Raw genomic sequence first — 23,863 nt, forward strand, 5'->3', positions numbered from 1 at the left:
CGCTCCTTTACGTATTTGTCTCGTCGTCCTTCTGATAGGCCACGATGATCTTCTGCACGAGCGCATGACGCACGACGTCCTGCTCGGAGAAGTACACGAGGCCGATCTCGGGAATATCCTTCAGAATGCGCTGCGCTTCGTTCAGGCCGGACTTCTTGCCCTTGGGCAGGTCGATCTGCGTTACGTCGCCGGTGATGACCATCCGGGAGCCGAAGCCGAGCCGCGTCAGAAACATCTTCATCTGCTCGCCGGTCGTATTCTGCGCCTCGTCGAGAATGACGTAAGAATCGTCGAGCGTACGGCCGCGCATATACGCGAGCGGCGCGATCTCGATCATGCCCCGCTCCAGCGCCTTGGCGACGCCCTCGGGACCGAGCACGTCGTTAAGCGCATCGTAAAGCGGTCGCAGGTACGGGTCGACCTTTTCTTGCATATCGCCGGGAAGAAAACCGAGATTCTCCCCTGCTTCCACGGCGGGACGGGTGAGCAGAATGCGCTTGACGCGTCCTTCCTTCAGCGCCGCCACGGCGGATACGACGGCCAGATAGGTCTTGCCGGTACCGGCGGGTCCGATGCCGAACACGATGTCTTTCTTGCGGATCATCGTAATGTAATGGCGTTGGCCGAGCGTCTTGGGGGCGATCGGCTTGCCTCTGAACGTCGTCGTAATCTCGCCCTGGAACAGCGCCAGCAATTGGTCAGCCTTCATCTCGCGCGCCAGCTCGAAGGCGTAGCGCACGTCGCGCTCCCCGACGGTGAGGCCGCTGCGGATCAACTGAAGGACTGTGTCGAAAAATTGCTGAAGAGACCGCAGGTCGCTCTCCTCGCCCTCGACGGTAATCTCCGCGTCGCGGGAATGGATAACGGCTGCCGTCTCCTGTTGAATCATGCGCAGATACTTGTCCTGCGGACCGAACAAAGCCAGTCCCTCCGCTGCGTTGCGGAGAGGAATCGTAATGAACCGCCTGCTGTCTGTCAAAAAGCCTCATTCCCCCTGCATATTGGAATCGGTCGCGATCGGGCGCCGTACGGCAATCGATTGTTCAATTTCAAACAGTACACGTATCATCACTTTACCATTCTCCGTTTGTTCATGCAAAATTTTTTCCGCCTTGATGACGGCGTCATTGCCCGCTGCGGACAACGCTTCCGCCCGTGCTTGCGCCAGTCCCGCTTCTCTCGCCGCCTCGGACGTCAGGCGCTCGCTCCGTTTTTCGACCGCCAGCTCCTTTTCCTTCAGAACGGCAAAGGGCAGCGTCCAGTTCCCCCATTTGAACGTCCGCCAATCCGCGAACGTATTGGATACCGCGTACGGCTCCTGGCCGTAGCCGCTCGTCTGCAACGCGCGGTTCCCGATGACGAGATAGGTCCGCTCCGCCGAATCGCCCGTATAATAATTCGTGCTCCGCGCAAGCGGCGATACGATGCCGTATTCGTACCAGACAAGCCCGCGCACTTCGCCTTCCGAAGCGACCAGCTTGACCCGGTCCGCTTCCCCGAGCTGTCCGGAGATCAGCACTTCTCCCTTGCGCACGCGCGTATTGCGCGAGACCTTCGGCTTGCCGCTCTCCGCGACGATCCGCGTCACGACGGCGTCCGCCTTCGCAATCAGGTCGCTGGGCCCGCTCTCCTTTTTTACTTCGGGCTTGTTCGACCGAATGACGTTGATAACGTAGCGGGTCCCGCTTTTTTCTACGCCCACCCATGCCGCGTCGGGCAGCCTGCGCGCGAGCCGGTGCGCCAGCTCCGTAGCGTCCGGCAGACGGGGCGACCATTGCAGCGGCCGGATGCCTTCCGCGGCCGCTGCCTTGCGGATCTCCGCCTCTGGGACCGTATCGTCCGTGCGGATCTGCACGTCCCAAACGAGCGTAGACAGCGCAAACAGCGCTACGATAAAAAACAGCAGGCCGCCCGCAAACGTCTTGCGCCTGGACAAGCGGCCGAGCTTGAACGGCAGGCCCCGGCGTTCCAGCACGCGCGGACGGGCGCCCGCCATACGAAGAATCGGCCGCAGCGAGAAAAAGTCGGGCACGGAAACCCAAAACGATAGGCGTCCATCCCGGTCGTAAGCAATATCCCACAGCTCGATCCGGTTCGAGCCGGCCGCGTTCAAAAAGATTCGGCTGTCTCCGCCGACGAGTCTGACGCGCACGCTGCCGCGTATAAAACTTATCCATTGACCCTTCAACGGCTTCTCCCCCTCTTCAGGCTTGTCCTCCAGCTTCGATGACGGCGCCCACTTCGCGGCACCGCGTGAGTGTGTCTATATAGCCGGCTGCGATCTCGGGCCCGGACGAGTCCTCGCGTCCGGGCGCTGCCGGCGGTTTTCAATCGCCCTGATGCAGCAGTACGCCGGTTATTTTCCCTTCGACGAACACTTCCTCGCCGCCGATGAGCCGGATGACGAGATCGCTCCCGACGATCTCCAGCTCGCCGCGGTCCATCGCGAGCCGCAGCCGATCCTGCGAAAAGTGAAGCACGCCCCGGTGATTTTCCACCGTCAGCTGGAGTCCCGCGATCATCGTAATCCGCGGCACGTCCAATACGACGTCCTGCGGCAAATCGAGAACGCGGGCCGTCCATTTGCGCAGCTTGCGTCCGACACGCGGCATGACGCGTCCCCCTCCCATACGTTCCATCTATATGCGGGGCGCGCGGGGATTATGAGAACGGGAGCGTTGATGATCGTGTCGAGAGCGCAAAGAAAAACCGCCAGGGAAGATCGTCCTGACGGCTCTTATAACTTGGGTGTATCCGAAACTCGAATCGCGCGAAACCTCGATTGGCTGCTCATCTCGCCGACCGCGTCGTTTTGTCGCAGATTAAGCGCGCTTGCCTGTCCACAATCGCCTCCGACCCATCAAGAAGAAAACCATCGCCTCTTCGGCTAGCGGCCGGTTGAGCAGGCTGACAACGCATGAAGGCGCTGAATCCTCTTGTTTACTGGACGCACTGCAATAACATACTTTAGAAACCCGATTCATCTTCGCGGACTTGTCGGACTATGTTTTTCAGAACGGACGCATCCTCTAGAAACTGTCCGATCTCTCCGTCTTTGACGAATTCCAGCAGGAGATAACGCGGTTTGTCCGTGCTCCGCAATACGTCCGTGTAAGATTGCCAAGCCGTGTTGCCGACCTTCAGCGGCTGCTGCCTTCGTCGTTCGTCATAGTGAAATACATGAACATTGGAAAGCCAAGGCAAAAAGGCGGTCAGCGTCGTCAAATTACGTTGAGGAGAAACTTCAGGTTGCGGTTGCCAATACAATTTTACGTTGTTGCTTGCGATCGACCGGATAAGCGATACGGCCGACACCTCCGTGTCCGCGAGCGTACCGTCGTGAAATTCCAAGGAAAGTCCGATGCCCCGCTGTTGCGACAGCTCCGCCATCCGCTGGATCTCTTCTACGATCCTTCGGCGAGAATCGTCGTCCGCTTCGGCCGAGCCGACGCTGCCCGCCCAGATTCGTATGGCTGGGGCGCCCAGTGCATCCGCTGAATCCAAAACTAGCGAAAAGTTATTGTCATCGCCGACTCGATAATAGGAACCGTAGGACGACACCTGCAGCCCCGCAGACTCGGTCATGGCGCGAACTTGCCCAGCTAGCCGAAGATCGCCGGGCGGTACGTGAACGTCTCCACCCCATTCGATGCCGTCAAGGCCGGCTTGCGCTGCAAGCGAGACGATCTCTTCGGGGGACAAGCTGCGGAAGGTTACGGATACAAGACCTGTAAATAACATACGATTCATCCTTTCGGTTCTAGGGCGAGCGCGTTCGCCTGCCAGTTCAATCCTTATAAGCGTATTCTAAACCATGCATGATTCGTTCGAAAGCGACTCCTCAGCCTGACGCGCATTTCTGCCACCCTTTGTGCTTCGGCGCTGGAGCGCGAACCAGCCCCACCTAAGCTCGCCACCATGCGAAAAACCGCCTTGCCGGGGTTGCCCCATAGCAAGACGGTCTATTTTTCCTTGCGGACAAGCAGCATTCGCTATCTTCTAAATGGCTTGCGCGAACGCGGCGGTCCCAAAATTTCTGCCCACATTACGGCGCGAGCCAGCTCGCTGTGCTTCGGTCGGGACGGCGCAGCAGGTTGCTGCGCTTGTGGGGGCGCATAAGGCACCGCATTCGCGGCCGCGTGGTACGCCGCATCCTCGCGCGCCGCTTGGGCTGCGGACGCGGAGGGTAGGCCTTCTCCGCCCGATTCGCCTTCGCCGGCCCACGGAACGGGCGTCGGCGCCGGAGTGCCCGGACTCCGGTAGACGATCTGCTTGTCGCCGTCGGGAGCCCGACGCTCTTCCTCCGCCCGCTCGACGTTACGCGGACGCGTTGGCAGCGTCACAAACGGCGGCTGCCTTCGTTCGGACATCGCCGGCCCCTCCCGCCGCTCGACCGGCCGTTGGGCCGTCATCGGCCTTTGAGCCGGCTTCGGATCCGCGGCCGGTCTCATCGGACGCGGCAGCCCGCCTCCGCCAAAGTCCGGCATGCGGCCGGACGGGCGGTTGCCCGGCTTGCCCTCCGGCGGCTTTTCAAGCGGCGATTTGCGGAAAAGAACGAACAGGATGCCCAGCGCCACGATAACAAAATGAATGTTTCCCAGCAAAAAGCCGACCAACTGCTCCATGGCGATCAGCGCTCCTCGCCGCTGTTAGAACCCGCCTCGCCCTTGCCGATCGAACCGCGCATTTGCGTATCCGCCTCGAGGTTCTTCAGATTCATGTAATCCATGACGCCCATCTTGCCGCCGCGAAGCGCTTCGGCCATCGCAAGCGGCACGTCGGACTCGGACTCGACGACCTTCGCCCGCATCTCGACGACACGCGCTTTCATCTCCTGCTCCTGCGCGACGGCCATGGCGCGGCGTTCCTCCGCCTTCGCCTGTGCGATGCGCTTGTCGGCCTCCGCTTGTTCCGTCTGCAGATGGGCGCCGATATTCTTGCCGATGTCGACATCCATGATATCGATGGAGAGGATCTCGAAGGCGGTGCCGGCGTCAAGCCCTTTGGCTAACACGGTCCGCGAGATGAGATCCGGGTTTTCAAGCACGTCCTTGTGAGAATTGGCCGAGCCGTTCGTACTGACGATGCCTTCCCCGACGCGAGCGATGATCGTCTCTTCGCCGGCGCCGCCGACGAGCCGGTCGATATTGGCACGTACGGTGACTCGCGCCTTGACCTTGACCTCGATGCCGTCTTTGGCGACAGCCGATACGACCGGCGTCTCGATGACGCGCGGATTGACGCTCATCTGAACGGCCTGCAGCACGTCTCGGCCCGCCAGATCGATCGCGGCCGCACGCTCGAAAGGCAGCGGAATATTGGCGCGCTGCGCCGCGATAAGCGCGTTGACGACGCGGTCGACGTTGCCTCCTGCGAGAAAGTGGCTTTCCAGCTGGTTGATGTTAAGGCCAAGTCCGGCCTTGGTCGCCTTGATCATCGGGTTGACGATCCGGCTGGGCACGACTCGGCGGAGCCGCATGGCAACCAGCGTGATAATGCTGATTCGCACGCCGGATGCGAGAGCGGAAATCCAGAGCATAAACGGGAAAAAGCTGAAAAACACGGCTAGCGCGATAATAATCAAAGCGCCGATTATCAAGAGCTGTACATTCGGATCCAAATATAATCCCTCCATATCAAAATCAAAATAAGTTTATTCGTCCACCAATATGGCCTTGACCAGAATTCGCGTACCATCGACGGATACGACCTCGATCCGCTGCCCGGCGTTCAAAAACGCTCCGTCCGAGATGACGTCAACACGACGTCCACCGATCTCCGCGACGCCGGAAGGACGAAGCGGAGACAACGTCACCCCATAGCTTCCGATCAGGAGCTCGCGATCGTCCCCGCTCGGGACAAAGCCCTGCTCCGCAGTGAGCCGCTCCTGCAGGATGAAACGGTTCCATATCCCCCGCTTGCGGAAAACGTAAGCAATGACAACAACGAGCGCAAGCGCGATCAGCAAGGCGTAGCCGAGGGATTCGAACGCATTGCCGGTATCGTAGGCAGCCGTAACGACGCCGCTGACGATGCCCGCCCCGCCCAGTAAACCGAGAATGCCGAAGCTCGGAACGAACATTTCCAGGACGATAAAAACGACGCCGGCCACAAACAGCACGATCGATTCTCGACCGGCGAAGCCGGCCACCTGCTGCCCGAAAAAGTAGAGGCCGAACGACAGCAAGCCGAGTATGCCGGGTACGCCGAACCCGGGGACGATCAACTCGATCAATACGCCCGCGATGCCGACAATCAGCAGCAGCGTCATGATCGCCGGACTTGTCAGCGTCTGGGAAGCGCGCTCGGCAAGCGTCGGATTTTCGTGGACGACCGTGAGCCCTTCAAGCCCTTCTGAGGCGATCGCTTGTTCAACCGTCTCCGCTTGCCCTTCAGCATACCCTGCCTTGAGCGCCTCGTCGGCGCTTAAGGAAATAATCTCGCCCTTCTGTTTGGTTCGGTTCAAGCCTTTAATCTCGACGACCGCGTTCGGATCCACCATGCCGACCGCAATCCGCCCGTCGCGGCCGTTCATCTCTGCCGCCGAGCTCATCTGCTTGCTCCAGAAGGACACGATCTTAGGGCTCTCGACAGCTTCGCCTGCGGCATTCACCACCATCGCGGCTCCAATCGTGGATCCGGGCGACATATAGAGACGTTTCGCGTTTAATGCGATGTAAGCGCCCGCCGACGCCGCCTTGCCTTTGACGAAGGCCATCGTCGGCACCTTCGCCGAACGGATGCGCTCCCCGATCGCTTCCGCGCTCGCAAGGCTTCCGCCGGGCGTATCGATCTCCAGCACCGCGAGTGCGGCGCCCGCTTCCTCCGCTTCGGTCAATGCCCGATCCAGAAACGAGGCGAGTCCGCGTTCTACCGTCATTTTAACCGGTATGACATAGACCGAGTAGCCGTCCGCTGCGGCTGGCGATGCTTTCGTTTCCGCCTTGGCGGAAGGCGCGCATGCCGCAAACGAGAATGCCACCAGCATCAGCATGGCCAGCGGCCAGAGCAGCCGCGCGTGCGGCCGCCCTGCTTTTCCTATCGCTTTTCCTTGACGGGTCAAAAAGCCTCTCCCCCTCCCTCGGGAACCTCCGGTTGCGGTCATCTTACGGCATACCGCAGCCCCGTATGACTTTTTGTACGTTATGTAAGGGCTTTACGTTTCATCATATGCGCGGTTGACCGTCTATTCATCATACCCTTAAACGGCTGCGAAGACGCAAAAAGCACTCTCCGGAAGGAGAGTGCCTGTCGTTCTCGAGATAATCATTGCAGTAGTTGTTGGACGATCTGGTTGACGAGCTTGCCATCCGCGCGTCCCTTCACCTTGGGCATCAGAGCGCCCATCAACTTGCCCATATCGGCTTTAGAAGAAGCACCGGTCTCTTGAATGGTCTGTGTAACGAGAGTCTTGATTTCTTCTTCGCCTAGCTGTGTGGGCAGGTACTCGCTGATGATATCGATCTCAGACGCTGCGGCCGTTGCCAGATCGTCGCGGCCCGCTTTGCCGAATTCCTGGAGGGAATCCTTGCGTTGTTTGACTTCGCGGCTCAGGATCTCGATCACTTCGTTATCCTCGAGCGGGCGGCGCAGCTCAATCTCTTGATTCTTGACCGCCGCACGAACCATGCGAATCGTGGTCAGGCGAAACTTATCCTGGGCTCTCATCGCCTGCTTCATGTCTTCGTTCAAACGGTCCGCGAGGTTCATAATGCGTAATTCCTCCTAGAACTTGCGTTTACGAGCAGCCTCGGACTTCTTCTTCCGCTTAACGCTCGGTTTCTCGTAGTGCTTGCGTTTTTTCAGTTCCGCGAGAACGCCGTCTTTAGCGATCGAACGCTTGAAGCGGCGGAGTGCAGCGTCGAGTGTTTCATTTTTGCGAACTTTCGTTTCGGACACCTGTTTTCCCTCCCTCCGGAACAGACCACAACACACGGTTATCAAACTTCATTATAGGCGAACAGGAAAGGCAGTGTCAACTTTCCCGAGGCCGATTTTCAAGAGAATTATGCTTGCGTCGGACGAGCGTTGAGCGGACCCAGTTTTTCCCCGCCCAGTACGTGGAGATGCACGTGGTACACTTCCTGTCCGCTGTCGGGATTGCAGTTGTTGATCAGGCGGTAACCGCTCTCCGCGACGCCCGCGTCCCTGGCGACTCGCTGCGCGGCCAGCATGAGCTTCCCCAGCAGCAGCGCGTCCTCCGGCTCGGCGGCGTCCAGCGTCGGAATCGGCTTTTTCGGAATGACCAGCACATGCACGGGCGCCTGCGGACGGATGTCCTTGAAGGCCAGCACGTCCTCGTCCTCGTACACGATGTCGGCCGGAATCTCGCGGTCGATAATCTTTGTAAACAGCGTATCCATCAGCTAGGCCTCCAGATTGTATGAGTGATATACCAACATCATACTCTACGCCCGCGGGGCTCGTCCAATCGATGCCGATGAGAGCGGATAAGCGCCGTCACGATTTGAAAAGCCCACCCGGAACGATGCCGGGCAGGCTGGTCAAGAAAAGGCGAATCGCACGCTTCGCGTCCGTCAATAATACGGCAGCAGCGTAAGCGCGGTCAGCGCGTACAGCGGGAGCGCGAGCCTGGTGAACCGCCTTGGCCGAAAAGGGAGCGGACCGGGGCCGAAGCCAGGACCGGGGCCGGGGCCGAAGCCCGGTCCGAAGCCAGGACCTGCCCCGGGACCGAAACCGGGGCCGCCCCCCGGGCCGAACGCCCGGTCTTCCACCGCTCCAGGCACGGCTAGGCAAAGCGTCTCTTCGTCGATATATTCCACGATGCCGTCAAAACAAATGCCGTTTTGATCCCGCACCTCGACGTAACGATGCATATGCGCTTCGCTTAAAGCTTTGATATCCTGCCTGAGCATGCAAACACCCTCCCGATCGCCGCCGTTTGAATCAGCATATGCCCAGGCGGGCAATCGGCTACCGGATTAACGATCATTTTGCGTCCGGACGCATTCTATCGCAGGCGCAAAGGCTTGCGGGAATAACAAAAATGCGCCTGCGCTCCTATTGTCCGATTGCGGCTGCCGCCTCTTTAAGCTCTTGGACGAAGCGCTGCGCGACGGGCACCCAATCGACGCCGGCCTCCATCTGCCGAAACCGGTCGGATCCCGTCGGCGCCGTATATGCGCTCAGCACGCCCGACAATTTGTCGGCGGACGCCGCCGCCGCGGTCAAAGTCGCCCGCTCGTTTTCGGTGAGCGCACCGCCGCTCGCGCCGATGGGGGCGAGCGCCTCGCTGATTTTCTGCATAGGCTCGGAGACCGCGGCTAAGGCTTCTTCTTTGCTCTGGCCGGTGCGCGTGCCGGATTGCACAAGCACGCCGGTGCCGCATTCTCCGGCGGAGACGTCAAGCTTGCCCAACATCTTCGCAGCCTGCATGCGGGCTTCCTCGCCGTCCGCGTCGAGCAGGCCTGCAGTGCCATCCTTCAGTACGGTGGCGTATAAGATGCAATAGTTGTAGCTCGACGCAAGCCGCTGGCCCCGCTCGGTCTTGAGCGATTGTCCGTCCAGAAGCACGCGGGAGAACAGCACGACGATCAGAAACGTCAGCATCGTGATGATGGCCAGCATGATCGGTACGGTATATTTCCTTTTGCCTGACATGACCCCAGTCCTCTCAATCGGAATTCAGGAGGTAATACGGCGCGGCGGCCGCGCCGTTGCGCATATGGCCGAATTAATAGAGTCGAACGCAGACGCCGCCTTCCACGAAGTATATATGGCCTTCGTCGACCTTTCTCTCCATGATGCCTTCCACGGCGCGGGCGTACATTTCCATCTGAAAACGGTGCTTTTCCGCAGCCGCCTGCCAGTCGCGGTCCGGGACGGCATCGGTCTTGTAGTCGACCAGCACGAGCCTCTCCCCGTCGTCGAACAGACAATCGAGCACGCCCTGAATGAGCACCGTCTCCCCCAACATGTCGCCGGGGGCGACCGAGGGATGCGCCTCTGCCGCGGAAATGCCCGCGCTGAACGGCCATTCCCTCCACAGCCTTGCGGCACGGCTCATCCGCGCATACAGCTCCGTTCGAAAAAATGCGGCAATATCTACGCGTTCTGCCGCCTCGCGCTGCTCCTGCGTCAGAATCAGTTGGCCGATCAGACGTTCGAGAAGTGCCGCCACTTCGGCTTCCGCGCGATCCGGGGATAGGCCGATCGGCAAATGCTGCATCACCAGATGCACGGCCGTGCCCCGCTCCGCCGCGCTCATTCTTCTGGCAGCCATGAACCTCGGCCGGCGCAGCCGATACGTCCAGTAGCCCGAATCGGGCACTTCCTCGGGATTCCACGCCGGATGCCGCATTTCCTCCAGATCCGGCATTTGCGTCGCGTCGGGCAGCTCCCGGACATCCGGCTTTACACCGCTGTCTTGCTGCGCAGCGAGCTCCGAAGCTTCTCCCCAGGCCGGCAACCGTTCGCTTGCAGCCGCTCCAACCCCTGGATGGCCGACAGCACCGAAGTCGCGCGCAGATTTCATGGCCGTGACCGAGGTTTTGGCGGCGGCACGCGCGGCGGCCGCATGAGGATCCTGCCAGGAGAGTACGGCGTAAGCTGCTTCTCCCGCCGGGGATACCGGGCCCGGCAATGGCTCAAGTCGCATCGCGACGTTCCAGAGAGGTTCTCCCTCCAGCGCCGATCGTTCCTGCATCCTGGGCGAAAGCAGCGCGCGGGCCGGCATGACGCGGCACGTCCAGGCTTCCGCCGCAGGCTCACGCATCGTTCTGTACGCTGCGGCGTCTCCGCTTGCGGCTGCTTGGCCGACCGCTTCGGCCATATCGCCAGTACCGGACAATCCGCCGGTCGTCCAGTTCGCTCCCGTCAGGATGGAGGCCGGTCCAAGCCAGTCCAGATAGCGTCCTGCCGCCGCGACGGCATGATCCTGCAGCCGGTCGGTCGCGTCAGCGGCCGTACGGCGCCAGTGGTCCAGGTCGCTCGCCGCATCCTTGGTCGTGCCGACCAAGATCAGCTTCTCCTTGGGACGGGTCAGGGCGACGTAGAGCACGCGCATCTCCTCCGCAAGCAGCTCGGCCTTCATGCGCCTGCGGATCGCCAGCTGCGGCAGCGTCGGGTAAGAGACGCGCGTCACCCGCTCTACCATGCGCGGTCCGAAGCCAAGCTTCTTGTGACGCAGAAACATTCCGCTTAAATCCTGCCGGTTGAACCGGCGTCCGAGGCCGGCTACGAATACGACGGGAAACTCGAGACCTTTGCTCTTGTGGATGGAAACGACCCGCACGACGCCCTCCTGCTCGCCGACCGCCCTGGCCGCGCCCAGATCGCCGCCCGTATCGCGCATGCGTCCGAGAAACCGTAAAAACCGGAACAGCCCGCGGTAGCTGGAGTTACGTTCATATTGTCTGGCGCGATCGATTAACGCGCGCAGATTCGCTTGACGCTGCCCCCCGCCGGGAAGTCCGCCGACGAAGTCGAAGTACCCGGTATCCCGGTATAGTGCATGCAGCAGATCGCCGAGCGGCTCCCTGCGCGCGAACGTTCTCCAGTCTTCGAGCGACCGGACGAATGCGGCCAGCTTGTCCCGAAGCGCCTCGTCCTCGGCGTCAGCCGCGGCCGAACGGACCGCGGACCAGAAGGAGCCTGCGCGGTCAGCGATTCGCACGGCGGCAAGCTCGTCCGCGCTAAGTCCGACAATGGGGGAACGAAGCACCCCGGCAAGCGGGATATCCTGGTCGGGATTGTCGATGATGCTAAGCAGGGACAGCATCACCTCGACCTCGACGGCGGCGAAATAGCCGGTCGCCAGATCCGCATAAGCCGGAATCCCTGCCGCCCGCAGCTCGTCGAGCACGACGGGCGCAAGCGAGGTCGCGGCCCGAAGCAGAATGACGATGTCTCGGTAGGCCAGCGGACGGTGAAGGCCGCTGCGCCCGTCGTAGACGGCGAACGGCGGACGCCCCGAGCCGTCCGTGCCGGTCAGCCGGGCGATCTCCGCCGCGACGCACCGGGCCTCGAGCTGGGCGCTCTCGAGCTCCTCTTCGTCGGCCTCCGTTCCCTCATCGCCAGTTCCCGCTGCATCGGGGCCGGTATCCGCCGCGGCGGCCTCGGCTTTGCGGGCGCCGCCGCCTGCCGCGCCCGTATCGATAAGCAGCATCTCCACCGCATACGACGGCATCCCGTTCCTGCCGACTGCGTCCGCGTCCGTCTCTTCGGCCGGATACCCCTCGCCGTAGATCAATTCTGCGCGACGGTCGTAGTCCATCTCCCCGACGGGCTCGCGCATAATCAGCCTGAATACGCGATTGACCGCGTCGAGTACGCGGCTGCGGCTGCGGAAATTGCGTGCCAGGTCGATCCTTAGTCCGTGCGGGCCGCCGCTTGCGGCGCCTAAGTCAGCGTTTCCGCCCGCTCCTGCCGGCTCCGGTCCTTGCGTCGTCCATACGTCGTACGACTTGTACTTGGCCAGAAACAGCCCGGGCTCCGCGAGCCGGAAGCCGTAAATGCTCTGCTTGACGTCGCCGACCATGAACACATTGCCGGGATCGCTCTTCGCGATCAGCGATACGATCGCCTCCTGCACCTCGTTCGTATCCTGATACTCGTCGAGCAGAATCTCCCTGAAGCGCTCCCGGTAGGCAAGCGCGGCATTCGATGGCCGAACCGTTTGCGGCGAGCTGTCGGGCGCACGCAAGATCCGAAGCGCATAATGCTCCAGATCGCCGAAGTCGAGCAGACCCTTTTCCCGCTTCGCCGCTTCGTACTTGTCCCCGAACGCGATGACCAGTTCCGCAATCTCGCGCATTCTAGGCGCCAAGGCGGCGAGCTCCTCCGCATATTGCGAAGGGGAGCGCACAAACCATTCTTCCGCAAGCCGGGTCACCGTCTTCTTCGCTTCGTCGCGCATCTGCTTCACCCGTTCCTGCAGCTCCGGGTCGTAGCCGTCTCCGCGGCAGGCCTTGAGCCGTCCGAAGGCGGCGGAAGCGAACGGCTCGCGCCACGCCGTCCAGGGCAGGCTTGTCACCGTGTCCTTGAGCGCAGCCACGAGCGCCGCATCCTCGGCCAGCGTGGATGCATACGGCTCCGGCCCTCCCGGCGCCGAGGCGAGCTCGCGCGCGCCGTGCAGCAGCCCTTCGGCCCCGGACAGCGCGAGGAGCACGTCCGCCCGCATGCTCTGCACCCAAGGCGACGAGGCAAGCTCCGCTTCGCCGCCGATATCGAAGCTGTCCGCTGTCGCTCTCAACCATGCATCCGGCCAGGGATGGCTTCGGGAAAAGTCGTACAGCTCCAGGATGAGACGATGCAGCGGCTCGTCGCTGCGTTGGCCGCCGTACATGTCCGCCAGCGTCGCCAGCGTCCCTTCCTCGCCGAGCGCAAGCTCCTGCTCGTAGCGCGCCTCGAACAGCTCGTCGAGCGTGTCCATGCGCAGCAGCTCCGCCTCGGTCTCGTTCGCGATCCGAAATCCCGGATCGAGCCCGATCAACGGCGAATAGCGCTGCACCGCCTCCATGCAGAACGAGTGCAGCGTCGTGATCGAAGCCCGCGGCAGCAAGGCGAGCTGCCTGCGCAGATGCGCGGAGCCGGGCGATTGCTCGAGCTTCAGCTCCAGCGCCGCCCGGATTCGCTCCTTCATCTCGGCAGCGGCGGCCTTCGTGAAGGTGGCGACGAGGAGCGCGTCCACGTCGAGCGGGTCCCGCTCGTCGGCGATGCGGGAAATGATCCGTTCGACCAGCACGGCGGTCTTCCCCGAGCCTGCGGCCGCAGCGACGAGCAGATGGCGACCTCCGGCCGCGATCGCCGCCCATTGCTCCGCAGTCCAGCGGCTGCCTTCCGGCCTGGCATAGGTAGCCGCCAGCCCGTCTTCGCCGCGTATGACGCCCGCAAATGCGCTCTCGCGTGCGGCTTCGTTCACATTCTGTCCGGCAGCCGCCTCCGCTCCAGGCAGCGACGGTTCGGATGCTTCTTCGGAAGCGGATGCCTCTTCCGTACGCCCGCCGTCGTCGAACAGACCGTTCCAGTCGAAAGCCAGCTGTTCGTCGTCTTCTTTTCCCCGCGATCCGCTCAAGCTTCGTCTCCTCCTTCCTCATCTTCTTCGCCGAGCCATTCCCATACTTCGTCCTTGTTCGCCGGGCGACGCAGCGCATGATGACGGTTGCCCTCGAGCTGCCCGTCGAACTGGCACACCGGCCGGAACTCGCACACCGTGCACGGGCTGCGCTTGCCAAGCCGGTAAGGCGCGATATCGACGTCGCCTTCTACGATGCGCTTGCCGATCTTCGATATGTTGCGGCGAACCGCTTTGCGCAGCGTTTCCCATTGCGCGCCGTCGGCCACCTGCGAGCGGGCGGAGAAGCTGCCGTCCTTTTTGTACTCGACCGGGACGACCGACGACTTGGCGCTGCTCTCTAGCGACTCGTCCATCAGCTGCACGGCTTCGCCGTCGGCCAGCACGAGCCCTTCCATGCGGTACTCCTTGCGGATCGCCTCTTCTGCGCCCGTCTCGTCGAGGCCGTTGGCCGTATGGAGCAGCGGATTGTGCACGTGCAGATACAACACGCCTGCTGGCTTGGCCGGACGCCCGAGCCAATGCGGCGCGTGCGTGACGACGACGTCCAGATAGGTCAGCATTTGCAGTGAAAGGCCGTGCGCCACTTCGTCGAGCCTCAGCTTCACCGCGCTCGATTTGTAATCGAGAATCCGCAGCAGCGTCCCGTCCTGCGACTCCGCAGCGTCGACCCGGTCGATCCGGCCGGCGACGTCCATCCATCTGCCGTTGCCCAGATACAGGCTGAGCGGCGGCATGATGCCTTGCGGACCGAAATCCACTTCGAGGCCGACCGGGCGAAATGCGGACAGCGACGCATGCTCCCCAAGCATCGCCGACGTCTGCGAGACGATCCGGCTGAGCTTGCGCGCCATCGTGCGGTGCCGATTCGTGGACAACAGAATCTGAGACTGCACCTTCGGCAGCAGCCGCTCGACGGCGGCCGCGGCTTCGCTATGCCACAGGCCCGCGTCCCCGTCCGACGGGTCGCCCATCAGCAGCTTTTCCGTCGTCTGCCTTAGCGCGGCATGGAAAAGCTGTCCGATATCCGGCGCGTCCACACGGTACATGCGGCGCTCCTTGAGCCGAAGCCCGTGCGCGGCGTAATGCCTGAACGGGCAAGCGACGAACCGCTCCATCCGCGACACGCTGGCGAGCAGCCGGTCGCCGTACAGCAGGAGGCTCGTATGCGGCTGCAGCGGCCGTTCTTCGTTGCTGTAGCGCAGCGACGAGAGCAGGACGGAAATGCGGGAACGCCACGGCTCATGCTCGATGAGCCAGCGATACGCGGAGCGCCAGCCCGGTGCCAGCGCGTCGCCCTGTCTGTGCCTGCGCAGCATGGCGACCGTATGCGTAAGCGCGCGTCCGGGACGGACGGCGAAAGCCAGCTGCGCCTCGTCCGGAGATCCGGGCTGCGGCTCGGCAGACTCGGCCCGAATCGGAAGTCCGGGAAACCAGGAGCGAATCCGTCCGATCAGGCTGGACTTGATCAGGCTCTGGCCTTCTTCGTCCGCAAGCGCGTAGCTGATCCACAGATGCCGGGACGGCGTCGTCAGCGCCAGATAAGCGAGAAACTCTTCGTCCAGCAGTCTGCGGCGGGCACCCGGCGCCATGGCGATGCCCGATTCGGCCAGCTTGACGCGCTCTTCCTCGTTCAGCAGTCCGTCGTCCTTGATCGCTCTCGGCATCACGCCTTCGTTCACGCCAAGCAAATACAACACGGATACGCGATCCGTGCGCGTGCGTTCCGGCGTCCCGATCAGGACGCGGTCGAGCGAAGGCGGCACGACGCCCAGGCGGATCGACTCCAATCCGGCGTCGATCATGCCCGCGAACAATGCCGGATCCGCCGGCTCGTCCCCCATCAGCTCCACGAGCTGATCGAGAAGCCCGATCGCGCCGTCCCATAGTTGACGATGTATCCGCGCGCGCAGCGGCTCGCCGGCCAGCTCGTCGTGCCTGCTCCAAAGCTCCAGCCTGTCCGGCGCCGCCGTCTCTTCCAGAAGCAGAAAAAGCGCGCGGCATAAGTCGGCCAGCGTCTTGGACCGCTTGAAGCGCGACTCGAATGTCCTAAGCGGCGCGAGCAGCGCATCCCGGGTCGCGCGGATCGCCTGCATGGAAGGGCCGCCTCGCGAAGTTCCGTCATCGTCCTCTTCCTCGGCCTCCAGGTCGCGGGCGGACAGCGAATACCAGCTGCGGTCGTCATGCCAGCGCCAGCCGTCGATGCCGGCTGCCAACACGTAGTTCTCGAGCGCATCGACCGACTCCCTCGCGACGCTGCCGTCCTGCGGATGAAGCAAGTCCGTCTTCGCGCAGCGGAAAAACGCCTCGTAGCGCCAGCCGCCGATCACGCATTCCAAGGCCGAGCGAACGAACTCCACGAGCGGATGCTGCGAGCCTCTCGCTTTGCCGTCCAGGAAGTACGGGATGCCGTAATCGTCGAAAACGGATGCCAGCAGCTCGCCGTAATCCTCCAGATTGCGGGCGAACACGCTCATCTCGCGCCAGCGCATGCCGTCCTCGCGGACGCGGCGCAGCATATCACGCGCTGCCGCCTCCACTTCGGCTCTGCGGCTGGCGGCCTCGCGGATCGACAAGCCGCAGCGCGGATGCTCCGGCTGCAGCTGCGTCTCGCCGCCGGTCCAGCGATGCCGGCCATCCATCGCCCGCTCCAGATGCGCCAGCATCGGACATTCCGCAAAGCGCGGCGAAACGCTCGGCCGCAACAAGACAGGAGGCTCTAACTGCGCGCCAGCCGCCTCCGCCGCCGCGCAAAGGCGCGCCGACGTGTCCGCGGTCTGATAGAACAGGTCCAGCTCGTCCGGACGTTCGCCGGCTCCGTACAATCGATCCACGCAGAGCGCGGCGGACACGCGCTTGCAGCGTCGCAGCAGCGCCTCGATGACGGCATATTCCTTGGGCGTAAAACCATGGAAGCCGTCCAGCCAAATCTCCGCATCCTGAAGCAGCGTCGACGCCTGCGCCCCCTTGACCAAAAAGTCGAGCGAATCTTCTCCGTCGAGATAATGGCCCGCCAGTTCGCGCTCGACGTCTTCGTACAGCAGCGACAGATCGTGCAGCTTGTCCGACAGCAGGCCTTCGGCGGCCGCGGCGGCTTGTTCCGCAGCGCCGGCCGGCCCTGCAGGCACGGTGCTGCCGGCGTGCAAAGCGCCGCGTACGGCCAGCGGCACGGCGTTAATCGCAGCCGGGTCCGTGCCGTATCGCTTCCATTCCGTAAGCAGTTCGCCGATCCGCTCGGCCAGCCCCGCTCCGCCCGCGCCGCTCCGGTACAGCTTGAGCTGCGCCTGCCGGCGGACGAGCGCCTTGTGGATCAGCATCGTCTTCCCGTTGTCCGCGATCGGCACGACGGCCGCGCCTCCAGCCTCCTGCATGACGCGGAAGGCCAGCCGCCTGAAGCTCAGCACCTGCAGTCGCATAAAGCCCTTGGAGCCCGGAGCGGAAGCGAGCGCATACTCGGTCTGGAATGTGGCCTGCTCGGGCACGATCAACAAAAGCGGCGGTCCCGCAGGATCCTGCGCGATCCGCTCGGCGATCTCCGTCCTGATCAGATGCGACTTGCCGCTGCCCGAGCGGCCCGCGATCAGTCTCAGCTTCATGGCCTGCGCCTCCCTTTCCCCTCACCGATTCGTTCCATTCCGTTCGACTACGATTCTAGCGACCATTGTACCACACCCGCACAGACGTTCGCACCGCAAAAAAAGAACCGTCCGCTCCGCAGGTAGGCGGGTCGGACGGCCGACGCTCTTGCGCTTACAGCTCTTTGCGGCTCCTGACTTCGAAAATGCCGAACTTCAGGTAATGCCCTTCCTCGACGCCGACCAGCTGCGGATGATCGCGCCCTGCGCCGGTCCAGACGATGCGCCGCAGCACTTTGCCCGCATCGCGCGCGGCTTCGAGCAGCGTCTCCATGAACAGCTCCGGACGGACATGGTACGAGCAGCTCGCCGTGACCAGGTACCCGCCCTCGTTGATCAGCTTCATGGCCTGCAGGTTGATGTCCTTGTAGCCGCGGATCGCGCCCGGCACGGCGCGCTTCGTCTTGGCGAACGCCGGCGGATCGAGGATGATGACATCCCATGTGCGCCCCTGCTTGGTCAGCGGCTTGGAGGTGTCGACCTTAGCCGCAGGCTTGCCGCCTTTGGAATCCCCCTCCGCCGAGCCGGCTCTCGCCGCCCGCTCCTCGCGTCCCTTGACCTGCTCGCGCAAATACTCGAACGCATCGGCGACGACGAATTCGACGCGGTCCTCGAAGCCGTTGCGCGCAACGTTCGTCCTCGCGGTATCGATGCCGTGCTCCGAGATGTCCAGGCATGTGACGCGCTTGGCGCCGTACTTGCAGGCGTGAAGCGTGAAGCTGCCGGTATGCGCGAAGCATTCCAGCACGGTGGCGCCGTCCCAGTACGGGAACGTGACGACGCTGCCGTTGGCGTTGACGGGAACCGGCCTGACGCCTTCTTCCGTGGCGCGCTCCTCGACCGTGATGCCGCTTCGTTTGCCCCAGCCCTTCATCAGCGGCTCGATCGCCGCGCGGTTTTCCCGCTGATCGAAGAAGTAGCCCGTCTTCTGGCCGCCCTCGATATCGACCTGGACGGATAGACCATTCTCCACGATCTGCAGGTAACGCGGGCAATCGCCGTACAGAACGCCCGTGCGCTCCTCGAGCCCTTCGAGCGTGCGGACGCCGACGTCGCTGCGCTCGTACACGCCCTTCGGCGCGAACACGCGCACCAAGGCGGGCAGCCACGCTTCGCGAGCTTTGTCCATGCCGAGCGTCAGCACCTGAACGACGAGCACGCCGTCGAAGCGGTCGACGACGAGCCCCGGCAGGAAATCGGCTTCCCCGAATACGAGCCTGCACGATTCGTCGCCGGGCGCGAACCGCTCGCGATAGTCCAGGCATGCGCGAAAGCGCGCTTCGAAGAAGGATTCGTCCATCGCGTCCAGCGGTCCGTAAGCTACGATCCGGATCGCGATCTGCGAAGCGGGGTTCCAGTAGCCGGTCGCCAAAAATTGCCCCCGGTGGTCGCGGACCTCCACCAGACTGCCCGGCTTGGGCTCGCCTTCGGTACGCTCGATCTCATTGGCGAATATCCAGGGGTGCCCGAGCTCCAATCTCGGGCGGCGCGAGCGGTTCAGCACGGCAAAAGGCTTGTTTTCGGTCGGCATGCGCTCATTCCTTTCTCTATCATGTCTTGTCCGATCGCCGCATACGATGGTCCAGACAGGACTGGTCGGGCCTGTATTCCCTGCCGTCCGCGGCTATGTATCCAAAAGGAGAAACGATGGTATGCTGCTATATTTAATCTCGCTGTCGATCGTCGGCCTGGCGCTGCTGCTGTCCGGCATGAAGGTGATGGAGGCCGCGCTCTCCGGCTGGGCCGGCGACCGTATGGCGCTCGCCGTCGCGCGCTCCACGTCGACGCCGCTCCGGGGCTTCGCCCTCGGCACGGCATCGAGCGCGCTGCTGCAAAGCGGCACTGCCGTCACGCTGCTTACGATCAGTCTCGTCAACAGCGGTATCCTGCCGTTCGCGCGCTGCTTCGGCATCCTCCTTGGCACCAACGTCGGCACCTGCCTGACGACGGAGCTCATGAGCCTGGAGCTCCACCGCTACGGCTTGCCTCTGCTAGGCGCCGGCACCGGCCTGTGGCTGCTGTCCCTGCTGTCCGGGGAGTGGCGGGCGCTGCCGCCGCTGCCCCGCCGCGTGCACGACGCCTGCCGCTTCGGCGGAGCGGTGCTCGCGGGCTTCGCCCTGCTGCTGGCCGGCTTCGCGCTGCTGCGCACGATGGGGCCGCTGCTTCAGCAGCAGGGCACGTTCGCGCGGCTAATGGACATGGCCTCACAGCAGCCCGCGCTCGGCGTGCTCGGCGGCGCCGTGCTCACCGCGCTTATTCACTCCGGCGCCGCCGTCATCGGCATGTCGATGGGCTTCGTATCCGCCGGCGCCATGAGCCCGGACACCGCCGTCGCGATCGTGCTCGGCGCCAACGTCGGCACCTGCGCGACAGGGCTGCTCGTCTCGCTCGGCGGCAGCCGAGGCGGCAAGCTGGTGGCGCTGTCGCAGATCGCGCTTAACGTTGGCGGCGTGCTGCTGTTCTACCCGCTGCGGCACGAGCTGCTCGCCGCCGCGGCCTACATCGCGCCCGGCAATGCCGCCGCCCAGATCGCGCATGCGCAGACGATCTTTAATGTCGCCTGCTCGCTGCTGGCGCTGCCGCTCGCCTATCTGTTCAAGCCGCCGGCCAAGCCGGCATTGCCCGCAGCCGCTTAAGCGGCTGCCGCAGGCGCCTCAGACAGCGTCACGTCAGTATGCGCCGGCAGCCGCCGGGTCGCCGCCGACGATCGCGATGCCCGAGCTCGTGCCGATACGGCTCGCCCCGGCCAGCAGCATCGCTTCGGCCGTCGCGGCGTCGCGAACGCCGCCCGACGCCTTCACGCCGAGATGTCCGGACACGGACGAGCGCATGAGCCGGATATCCGCCTCCGTCGCCTTGCCCGGACCGAACCCCGTGGACGTCTTAACGTAATCCGCGCCTGCCGCTTCGGAGATGCGGCAGGCTTCGCGCTTCAGCTCGTCCGTAAGCGCGCCTGTCTCCAGGATCACCTTGACGAGCGCGCCGCCCTGTACGGCCCGTACGACGGAGGAGATGTCGCGCTGGACCGAGTCGAAGTCCCGGTCGAGCAGCTTGCCGATCGACAGCACCATGTCGATCTCGGAGGCGCCGTCCTCGACGGCGGCCGCCGCTTCGAACGCTTTGGCGCGCGTCGCGGCGGCGCCGAGCGGGAAGCCGACGACCGCGCATACCTTAACATTCGTGCCGCCGAGCCGTTCGCGGCTCAGCCGTACCCATCTGCCGTTCACGCAGACGCTGTAAAACTGATAGGCGAGCGCTTCCTGGCACAGCTGCTCGATGTCCGCGGTACGCGCCTCCGCCTTGAGCAGCGTATGGTCGATAAAAGGAGCGACCGATTGGCCCGGCGTCCAGATCGGAAAGCGGCCCGCCGTGACGACATGGCCGTCCTGCGGCTCGAAGCCGAGCTGGCGCAGCGCTTCGCGCAGCACCTCGTCGTTGTTGTCGTATCCGCCGCTGCGCTGCAGTCTCCAGCTCTCCGCGGGCGAATACCAGGCGACGCCTTTGATCTCCTCGACCTGTGCCTGCAGCGTGCCCTCGCCGGCCTCGACGAGATAATAGTGTACCTCTTTTTGCACGGTTGCCCTGTCCGCGGCTTCATATTGGTAACGAATGACGGATAAAGGAGAGCGAATGTCTCCCCGAATGCCCGTCTCCTCCATAATCTCGCGCAGCGCCGTTTCTTCGATCGTTTCGCCGGGTTCCATCTTGCCTTTGGCCAGCGTCGTCTTGCCGAAGCGGTCCTCGATCATTTGAATCTCGATTTTACCGCCGTTTTGGCGGTAAACGACGCCGCCTGCCGATATCTCCAACATTTCCGTTATCCCCCTATTTAAGCCTGCATGGCAGGCATAAGCCCTGCCGCCGGCGCCTCGATCAGCTCGCCGCGGCATTCGTTCGCGCCGCCCTCGGTAATTCTCACCCGGCACAGCTGGCCGACGAGGGACGGGTCGCCTTTGAATACGATGTTCAAATAATTGTCCGCATGACCGCTCATCAGGCCGCTGCCCGCCGGACCCTTTTCCCCGCGCTCCGGTATGATCTCGAGCACTTCGCCGACCCAGTCCGCCGCATAGTCTGCCTGCATGCGCTCCGACAGCTCGATCAGCTGCTGGACGCGCGCGTGCTTCGCCTCTTCGTCCACCTGGTCCTCCATGCGCGCGGCAGGCGTGCCTGTCCGCTTGGAATACGGGAACACGTGCATCTCGGCAAAGCCGATCTCCTCCATAAAGCGGTAGCCCCGCTCATAATGCGCGTCCGTCTCGCCCGGGAAGCCTACGATGACGTCGGTCGTGATCGCAACGCCAGGCATCGCCGCCTTGATCCGTCGGATCTTGTCCGCGAACTCGGCCGTCGTATATTTGCGCCGCATGCGCTTCAGCACCTCGTCGTCGCCCGCCTGCAGCGGGATATGGAGATGCCTGCACATTTTTTTCGAGCCGTTCAGCACCTCGATCATCGCGTCGTCGATCTGGCTGGCCTCGATCGAGCTGATGCGGATCCGCTCAAGCCCTTCCACCTGGTCCAGATCGCGAAGCAGATCCGCAAGCCGATAATTTTCAAGATCGTCGCCGTAGCCGCCCGTATGAATGCCTGTCAGCACGATCTCCTTGTAGCCCGATGCGACCAGCTGCCGCGCCTGGGCAAGCACGCTCTCGGGACTGCGGCTGCGCGACAGACCGCGCGACCAAGGGATGATGCAAAAGGTGCAAAAATTGTTGCAGCCCTCCTGGATCTTCAGAAAGGCGCGGGTATGGTCGGCGAAGTCCGGCACGTCGAGTTCCTCGAACTCGCGGGTCTTCATAATATTGCGCACCGCGTTGACCGGCCTGCGTTCGGATTGGATGTCCGCGACGTACGACATGAGCTTGTCCCGGTCCTGCGTGCCGACGACAAGATCGACGCCCTCGATCGCGAGGATCTCGGCGGGCGACGTTTGCGCGTAGCAGCCCGTCACCGCGATGACGGCGTCCGGGTTGCGGCGCACGGCGCGCCGGATGATCTGCCGGCTCTTCTTGTCGCCGGTGTTGGTCACCGTGCACGTATTGATGACGTACACGTCCGCAGCGCGCGACTCGAAGTCCACCTGCTCATAGCCTTCTTTTTTAAAAAGCTGCCACATCGCTTCCGTGTCGTAGAAGTTGACCTTGCAGCCTAGCGTATAAAATGCCACCTTAGACATGGCGAGCTTCCCCCATCTCTCCGGATTCGTATCCGATTGCGGCCAGCGCTACGAGCGCCGCCGTTTCCGTGCGCAAAATGCGCCTGCCCAGCCCGACGCTTACCGCGCCCGCGGCCTCCGCCTGCCGGGCCTCGTCCTCGTCGAAGCCGCCTTCCGGGCCGACGACGACGAGCAGACTCGGCCGAAACGAGCCCTCCGCCCCCTCGGGGAGCCGGCTTGCGAACGCTTCGAGCTCAGGCTTAAGTCCCGCGCCTTTGCGCCCTTCTTCCTCATAACAAAGCAGCACGCGGTCGAATCGGCCGAACCCGGCCAGCAGTTCCTTCCACGTCGCGACTTCCCCGACTTCGGGCACGATGCCGCGATGCGCCTGCTCCGCGGCCTCCTTGGCGATCTTGCGCCAGCGGTCGAGCCGCTTCGCCTCCTTGCGCGCGTCGTACTGAACGACGGTCCGCTTCGAGACAAAAGGCAAAAACGCGGCCGCGCCGGCCTCGGTCCCCTTCTGGATGACCGTCTCGAGCTTGTCGCCCTTGGGCAAGCTCTGAGCGACCGTGACGCGCCAGGCCATCTCAGATTCGGATGCGCCCGTTCGCACGACGCGTCCTTCGACGCGTCCGCCCTCTATGTTTACGATCTCGGCCAGGCACTCCCGCCCCGACCCGTCGCAGGCGATAAACTGTTCGCCGGTCCTCGCCCGCATGACGGCGGACAGATGCCTGGCATCCTCCCCCTGCAGCACGACGGCGTCGCCGTCGATCTGGCCGGGATCGATAAAGTAACGCTGCATTCGCTTGAAGCCTCCACGATCGATTCAAGTTCCACCGTCCATCATACCTCGAAACGCGTTCAGGCGCTACCTTCGGCTCTCCACAAATGCCCGTCGGCTTCGAGGCAGCTTGTCTTCTACCCCGACCGGACTTCCGCCGGTTTGTTGTGCCTGGCTTGGCTCGGTGCGCATATGCCAAAAAAAGCCTCCGGGGACGAGACCCGAAGGCGAATCAGGACAAGGCTAATTGC

19 protein-coding genes are annotated in these 23,863 nt (G+C 63.2%); 1 reads left to right on the forward strand and 18 read right to left on the reverse strand.

The genetic code is table 11. The features are described 5' to 3' along the window. Positions 1-7: 7 nt before the first annotated feature. From KB449_RS16705 to KB449_RS16775, 15 genes are all read right to left on the reverse strand, one after another. Entirely contained in the window at positions 8-979 is a 972-nt protein-coding gene (locus KB449_RS16705; protein WP_282909455.1) for a PhoH family protein, read from the reverse strand. A gap of 6 nt (positions 980-985) precedes the next feature. Beyond that, a complete protein-coding gene (gene yqfD / locus KB449_RS16710) occupies positions 986-2,188 on the reverse strand; it encodes a sporulation protein YqfD (RefSeq protein WP_282909456.1) in 1,203 nt (400 codons plus the stop codon). A 139-nt stretch (positions 2,189-2,327) separates the two neighbouring features. Next, positions 2,328-2,612, reverse strand: a complete 285-nt coding sequence (gene yqfC / locus KB449_RS16715; RefSeq protein WP_282909457.1) for a sporulation protein YqfC — start codon at positions 2,610-2,612, stop codon at positions 2,328-2,330. Positions 2,613-2,967: 355 nt separating this feature from the next. Then, positions 2,968-3,741 (reverse strand): sugar phosphate isomerase/epimerase family protein, encoded by a 774-nt coding sequence (locus tag KB449_RS16720; protein WP_282909458.1) that lies wholly within the window; start codon positions 3,739-3,741, stop codon positions 2,968-2,970. A 251-nt stretch (positions 3,742-3,992) separates the two neighbouring features. Beyond that, entirely contained in the window at positions 3,993-4,625 is a 633-nt protein-coding gene (locus KB449_RS16725; RefSeq protein WP_282909459.1) for a hypothetical protein, read from the reverse strand. A 5-nt stretch (positions 4,626-4,630) separates the two neighbouring features. Beyond that, positions 4,631-5,620, reverse strand: a complete 990-nt coding sequence (gene floA, locus KB449_RS16730; protein ID WP_434082512.1) for a flotillin-like protein FloA — start codon at positions 5,618-5,620, stop codon at positions 4,631-4,633. 33 nt (positions 5,621-5,653) lie between these two features. Next, positions 5,654-7,063: an NfeD family protein gene (locus KB449_RS16735; RefSeq protein ID WP_282909461.1), complete on the reverse strand. Its 1,410-nt coding sequence runs from the start codon at positions 7,061-7,063 to the stop codon at positions 5,654-5,656. 203 nt (positions 7,064-7,266) lie between these two features. Further along, the gene (locus KB449_RS16740) at positions 7,267-7,710 is read right to left on the reverse strand and encodes a GatB/YqeY domain-containing protein (RefSeq protein ID WP_277567029.1); all 444 of its coding nucleotides are present in this window, start codon (positions 7,708-7,710) and stop codon (positions 7,267-7,269) included. 15 nt (positions 7,711-7,725) lie between these two features. Next, the gene (gene rpsU, locus KB449_RS16745) at positions 7,726-7,899 is read right to left on the reverse strand and encodes a 30S ribosomal protein S21 (RefSeq protein WP_080840534.1); all 174 of its coding nucleotides are present in this window, start codon (positions 7,897-7,899) and stop codon (positions 7,726-7,728) included. A gap of 107 nt (positions 7,900-8,006) precedes the next feature. Continuing rightward, a complete protein-coding gene (locus KB449_RS16750) occupies positions 8,007-8,363 on the reverse strand; it encodes a histidine triad nucleotide-binding protein (protein ID WP_282909462.1) in 357 nt (118 codons plus the stop codon). 174 nt (positions 8,364-8,537) lie between these two features. Beyond that, positions 8,538-8,876: a hypothetical protein gene (locus tag KB449_RS16755; protein WP_282909463.1), complete on the reverse strand. Its 339-nt coding sequence runs from the start codon at positions 8,874-8,876 to the stop codon at positions 8,538-8,540. Positions 8,877-9,021: 145 nt separating this feature from the next. Further along, positions 9,022-9,621, reverse strand: a complete 600-nt coding sequence (locus tag KB449_RS16760) for a hypothetical protein (protein WP_282909464.1) — start codon at positions 9,619-9,621, stop codon at positions 9,022-9,024. Positions 9,622-9,694: 73 nt separating this feature from the next. After that, positions 9,695-14,035, reverse strand: a complete 4,341-nt coding sequence (locus KB449_RS16765; RefSeq protein WP_350356228.1) for a UvrD-helicase domain-containing protein — start codon at positions 14,033-14,035, stop codon at positions 9,695-9,697. Then, positions 14,032-17,631, reverse strand: coding sequence for a helicase-exonuclease AddAB subunit AddB (addB, locus tag KB449_RS16770; RefSeq protein ID WP_282909465.1), 3,600 nt, complete (start codon positions 17,629-17,631; stop codon positions 14,032-14,034). Before addB ends, KB449_RS16765 begins: the two co-directional genes overlap by 4 nt. A gap of 154 nt (positions 17,632-17,785) precedes the next feature. Next, positions 17,786-19,201 carry a class I SAM-dependent rRNA methyltransferase gene (locus KB449_RS16775; RefSeq protein WP_282909466.1) on the reverse strand — a complete coding sequence of 472 codons (1,416 nt, stop codon included), beginning with the start codon at positions 19,199-19,201 and terminating at the stop codon, positions 17,786-17,788. A gap of 121 nt (positions 19,202-19,322) precedes the next feature. Here KB449_RS16775 and KB449_RS16780 point away from each other — a divergent pair, with 121 nt between their 5' ends. Continuing rightward, positions 19,323-20,306, forward strand: coding sequence for a Na/Pi symporter (locus tag KB449_RS16780; RefSeq protein WP_282909467.1), 984 nt, complete (start codon positions 19,323-19,325; stop codon positions 20,304-20,306). A 33-nt stretch (positions 20,307-20,339) separates the two neighbouring features. On the opposite strand, the gene deoC is transcribed toward KB449_RS16780, so the two are convergent. From deoC to KB449_RS16800, 3 genes are read right to left on the reverse strand one after another with little or no spacing between them, the layout of a single operon-like run. Beyond that, entirely contained in the window at positions 20,340-21,482 is a 1,143-nt protein-coding gene (gene deoC / locus KB449_RS16785) for a deoxyribose-phosphate aldolase (RefSeq protein WP_350356229.1), read from the reverse strand. A 17-nt stretch (positions 21,483-21,499) separates the two neighbouring features. Beyond that, positions 21,500-22,849 carry a tRNA (N(6)-L-threonylcarbamoyladenosine(37)-C(2))-methylthiotransferase MtaB gene (gene mtaB / locus KB449_RS16795; protein WP_282909468.1) on the reverse strand — a complete coding sequence of 450 codons (1,350 nt, stop codon included), beginning with the start codon at positions 22,847-22,849 and terminating at the stop codon, positions 21,500-21,502. After that, positions 22,842-23,633 carry an RsmE family RNA methyltransferase gene (locus tag KB449_RS16800; protein WP_282909469.1) on the reverse strand — a complete coding sequence of 264 codons (792 nt, stop codon included), beginning with the start codon at positions 23,631-23,633 and terminating at the stop codon, positions 22,842-22,844. The genes mtaB and KB449_RS16800 overlap by 8 nt, the downstream gene beginning before the upstream one ends. Positions 23,634-23,863 lie beyond the last annotated feature (230 nt).

The sequence above is a fragment of the Cohnella hashimotonis genome (assembly GCF_030014955.1).
GTDB lineage: Bacteria > Bacillota > Bacilli > Paenibacillales > Paenibacillaceae > Cohnella > Cohnella hashimotonis.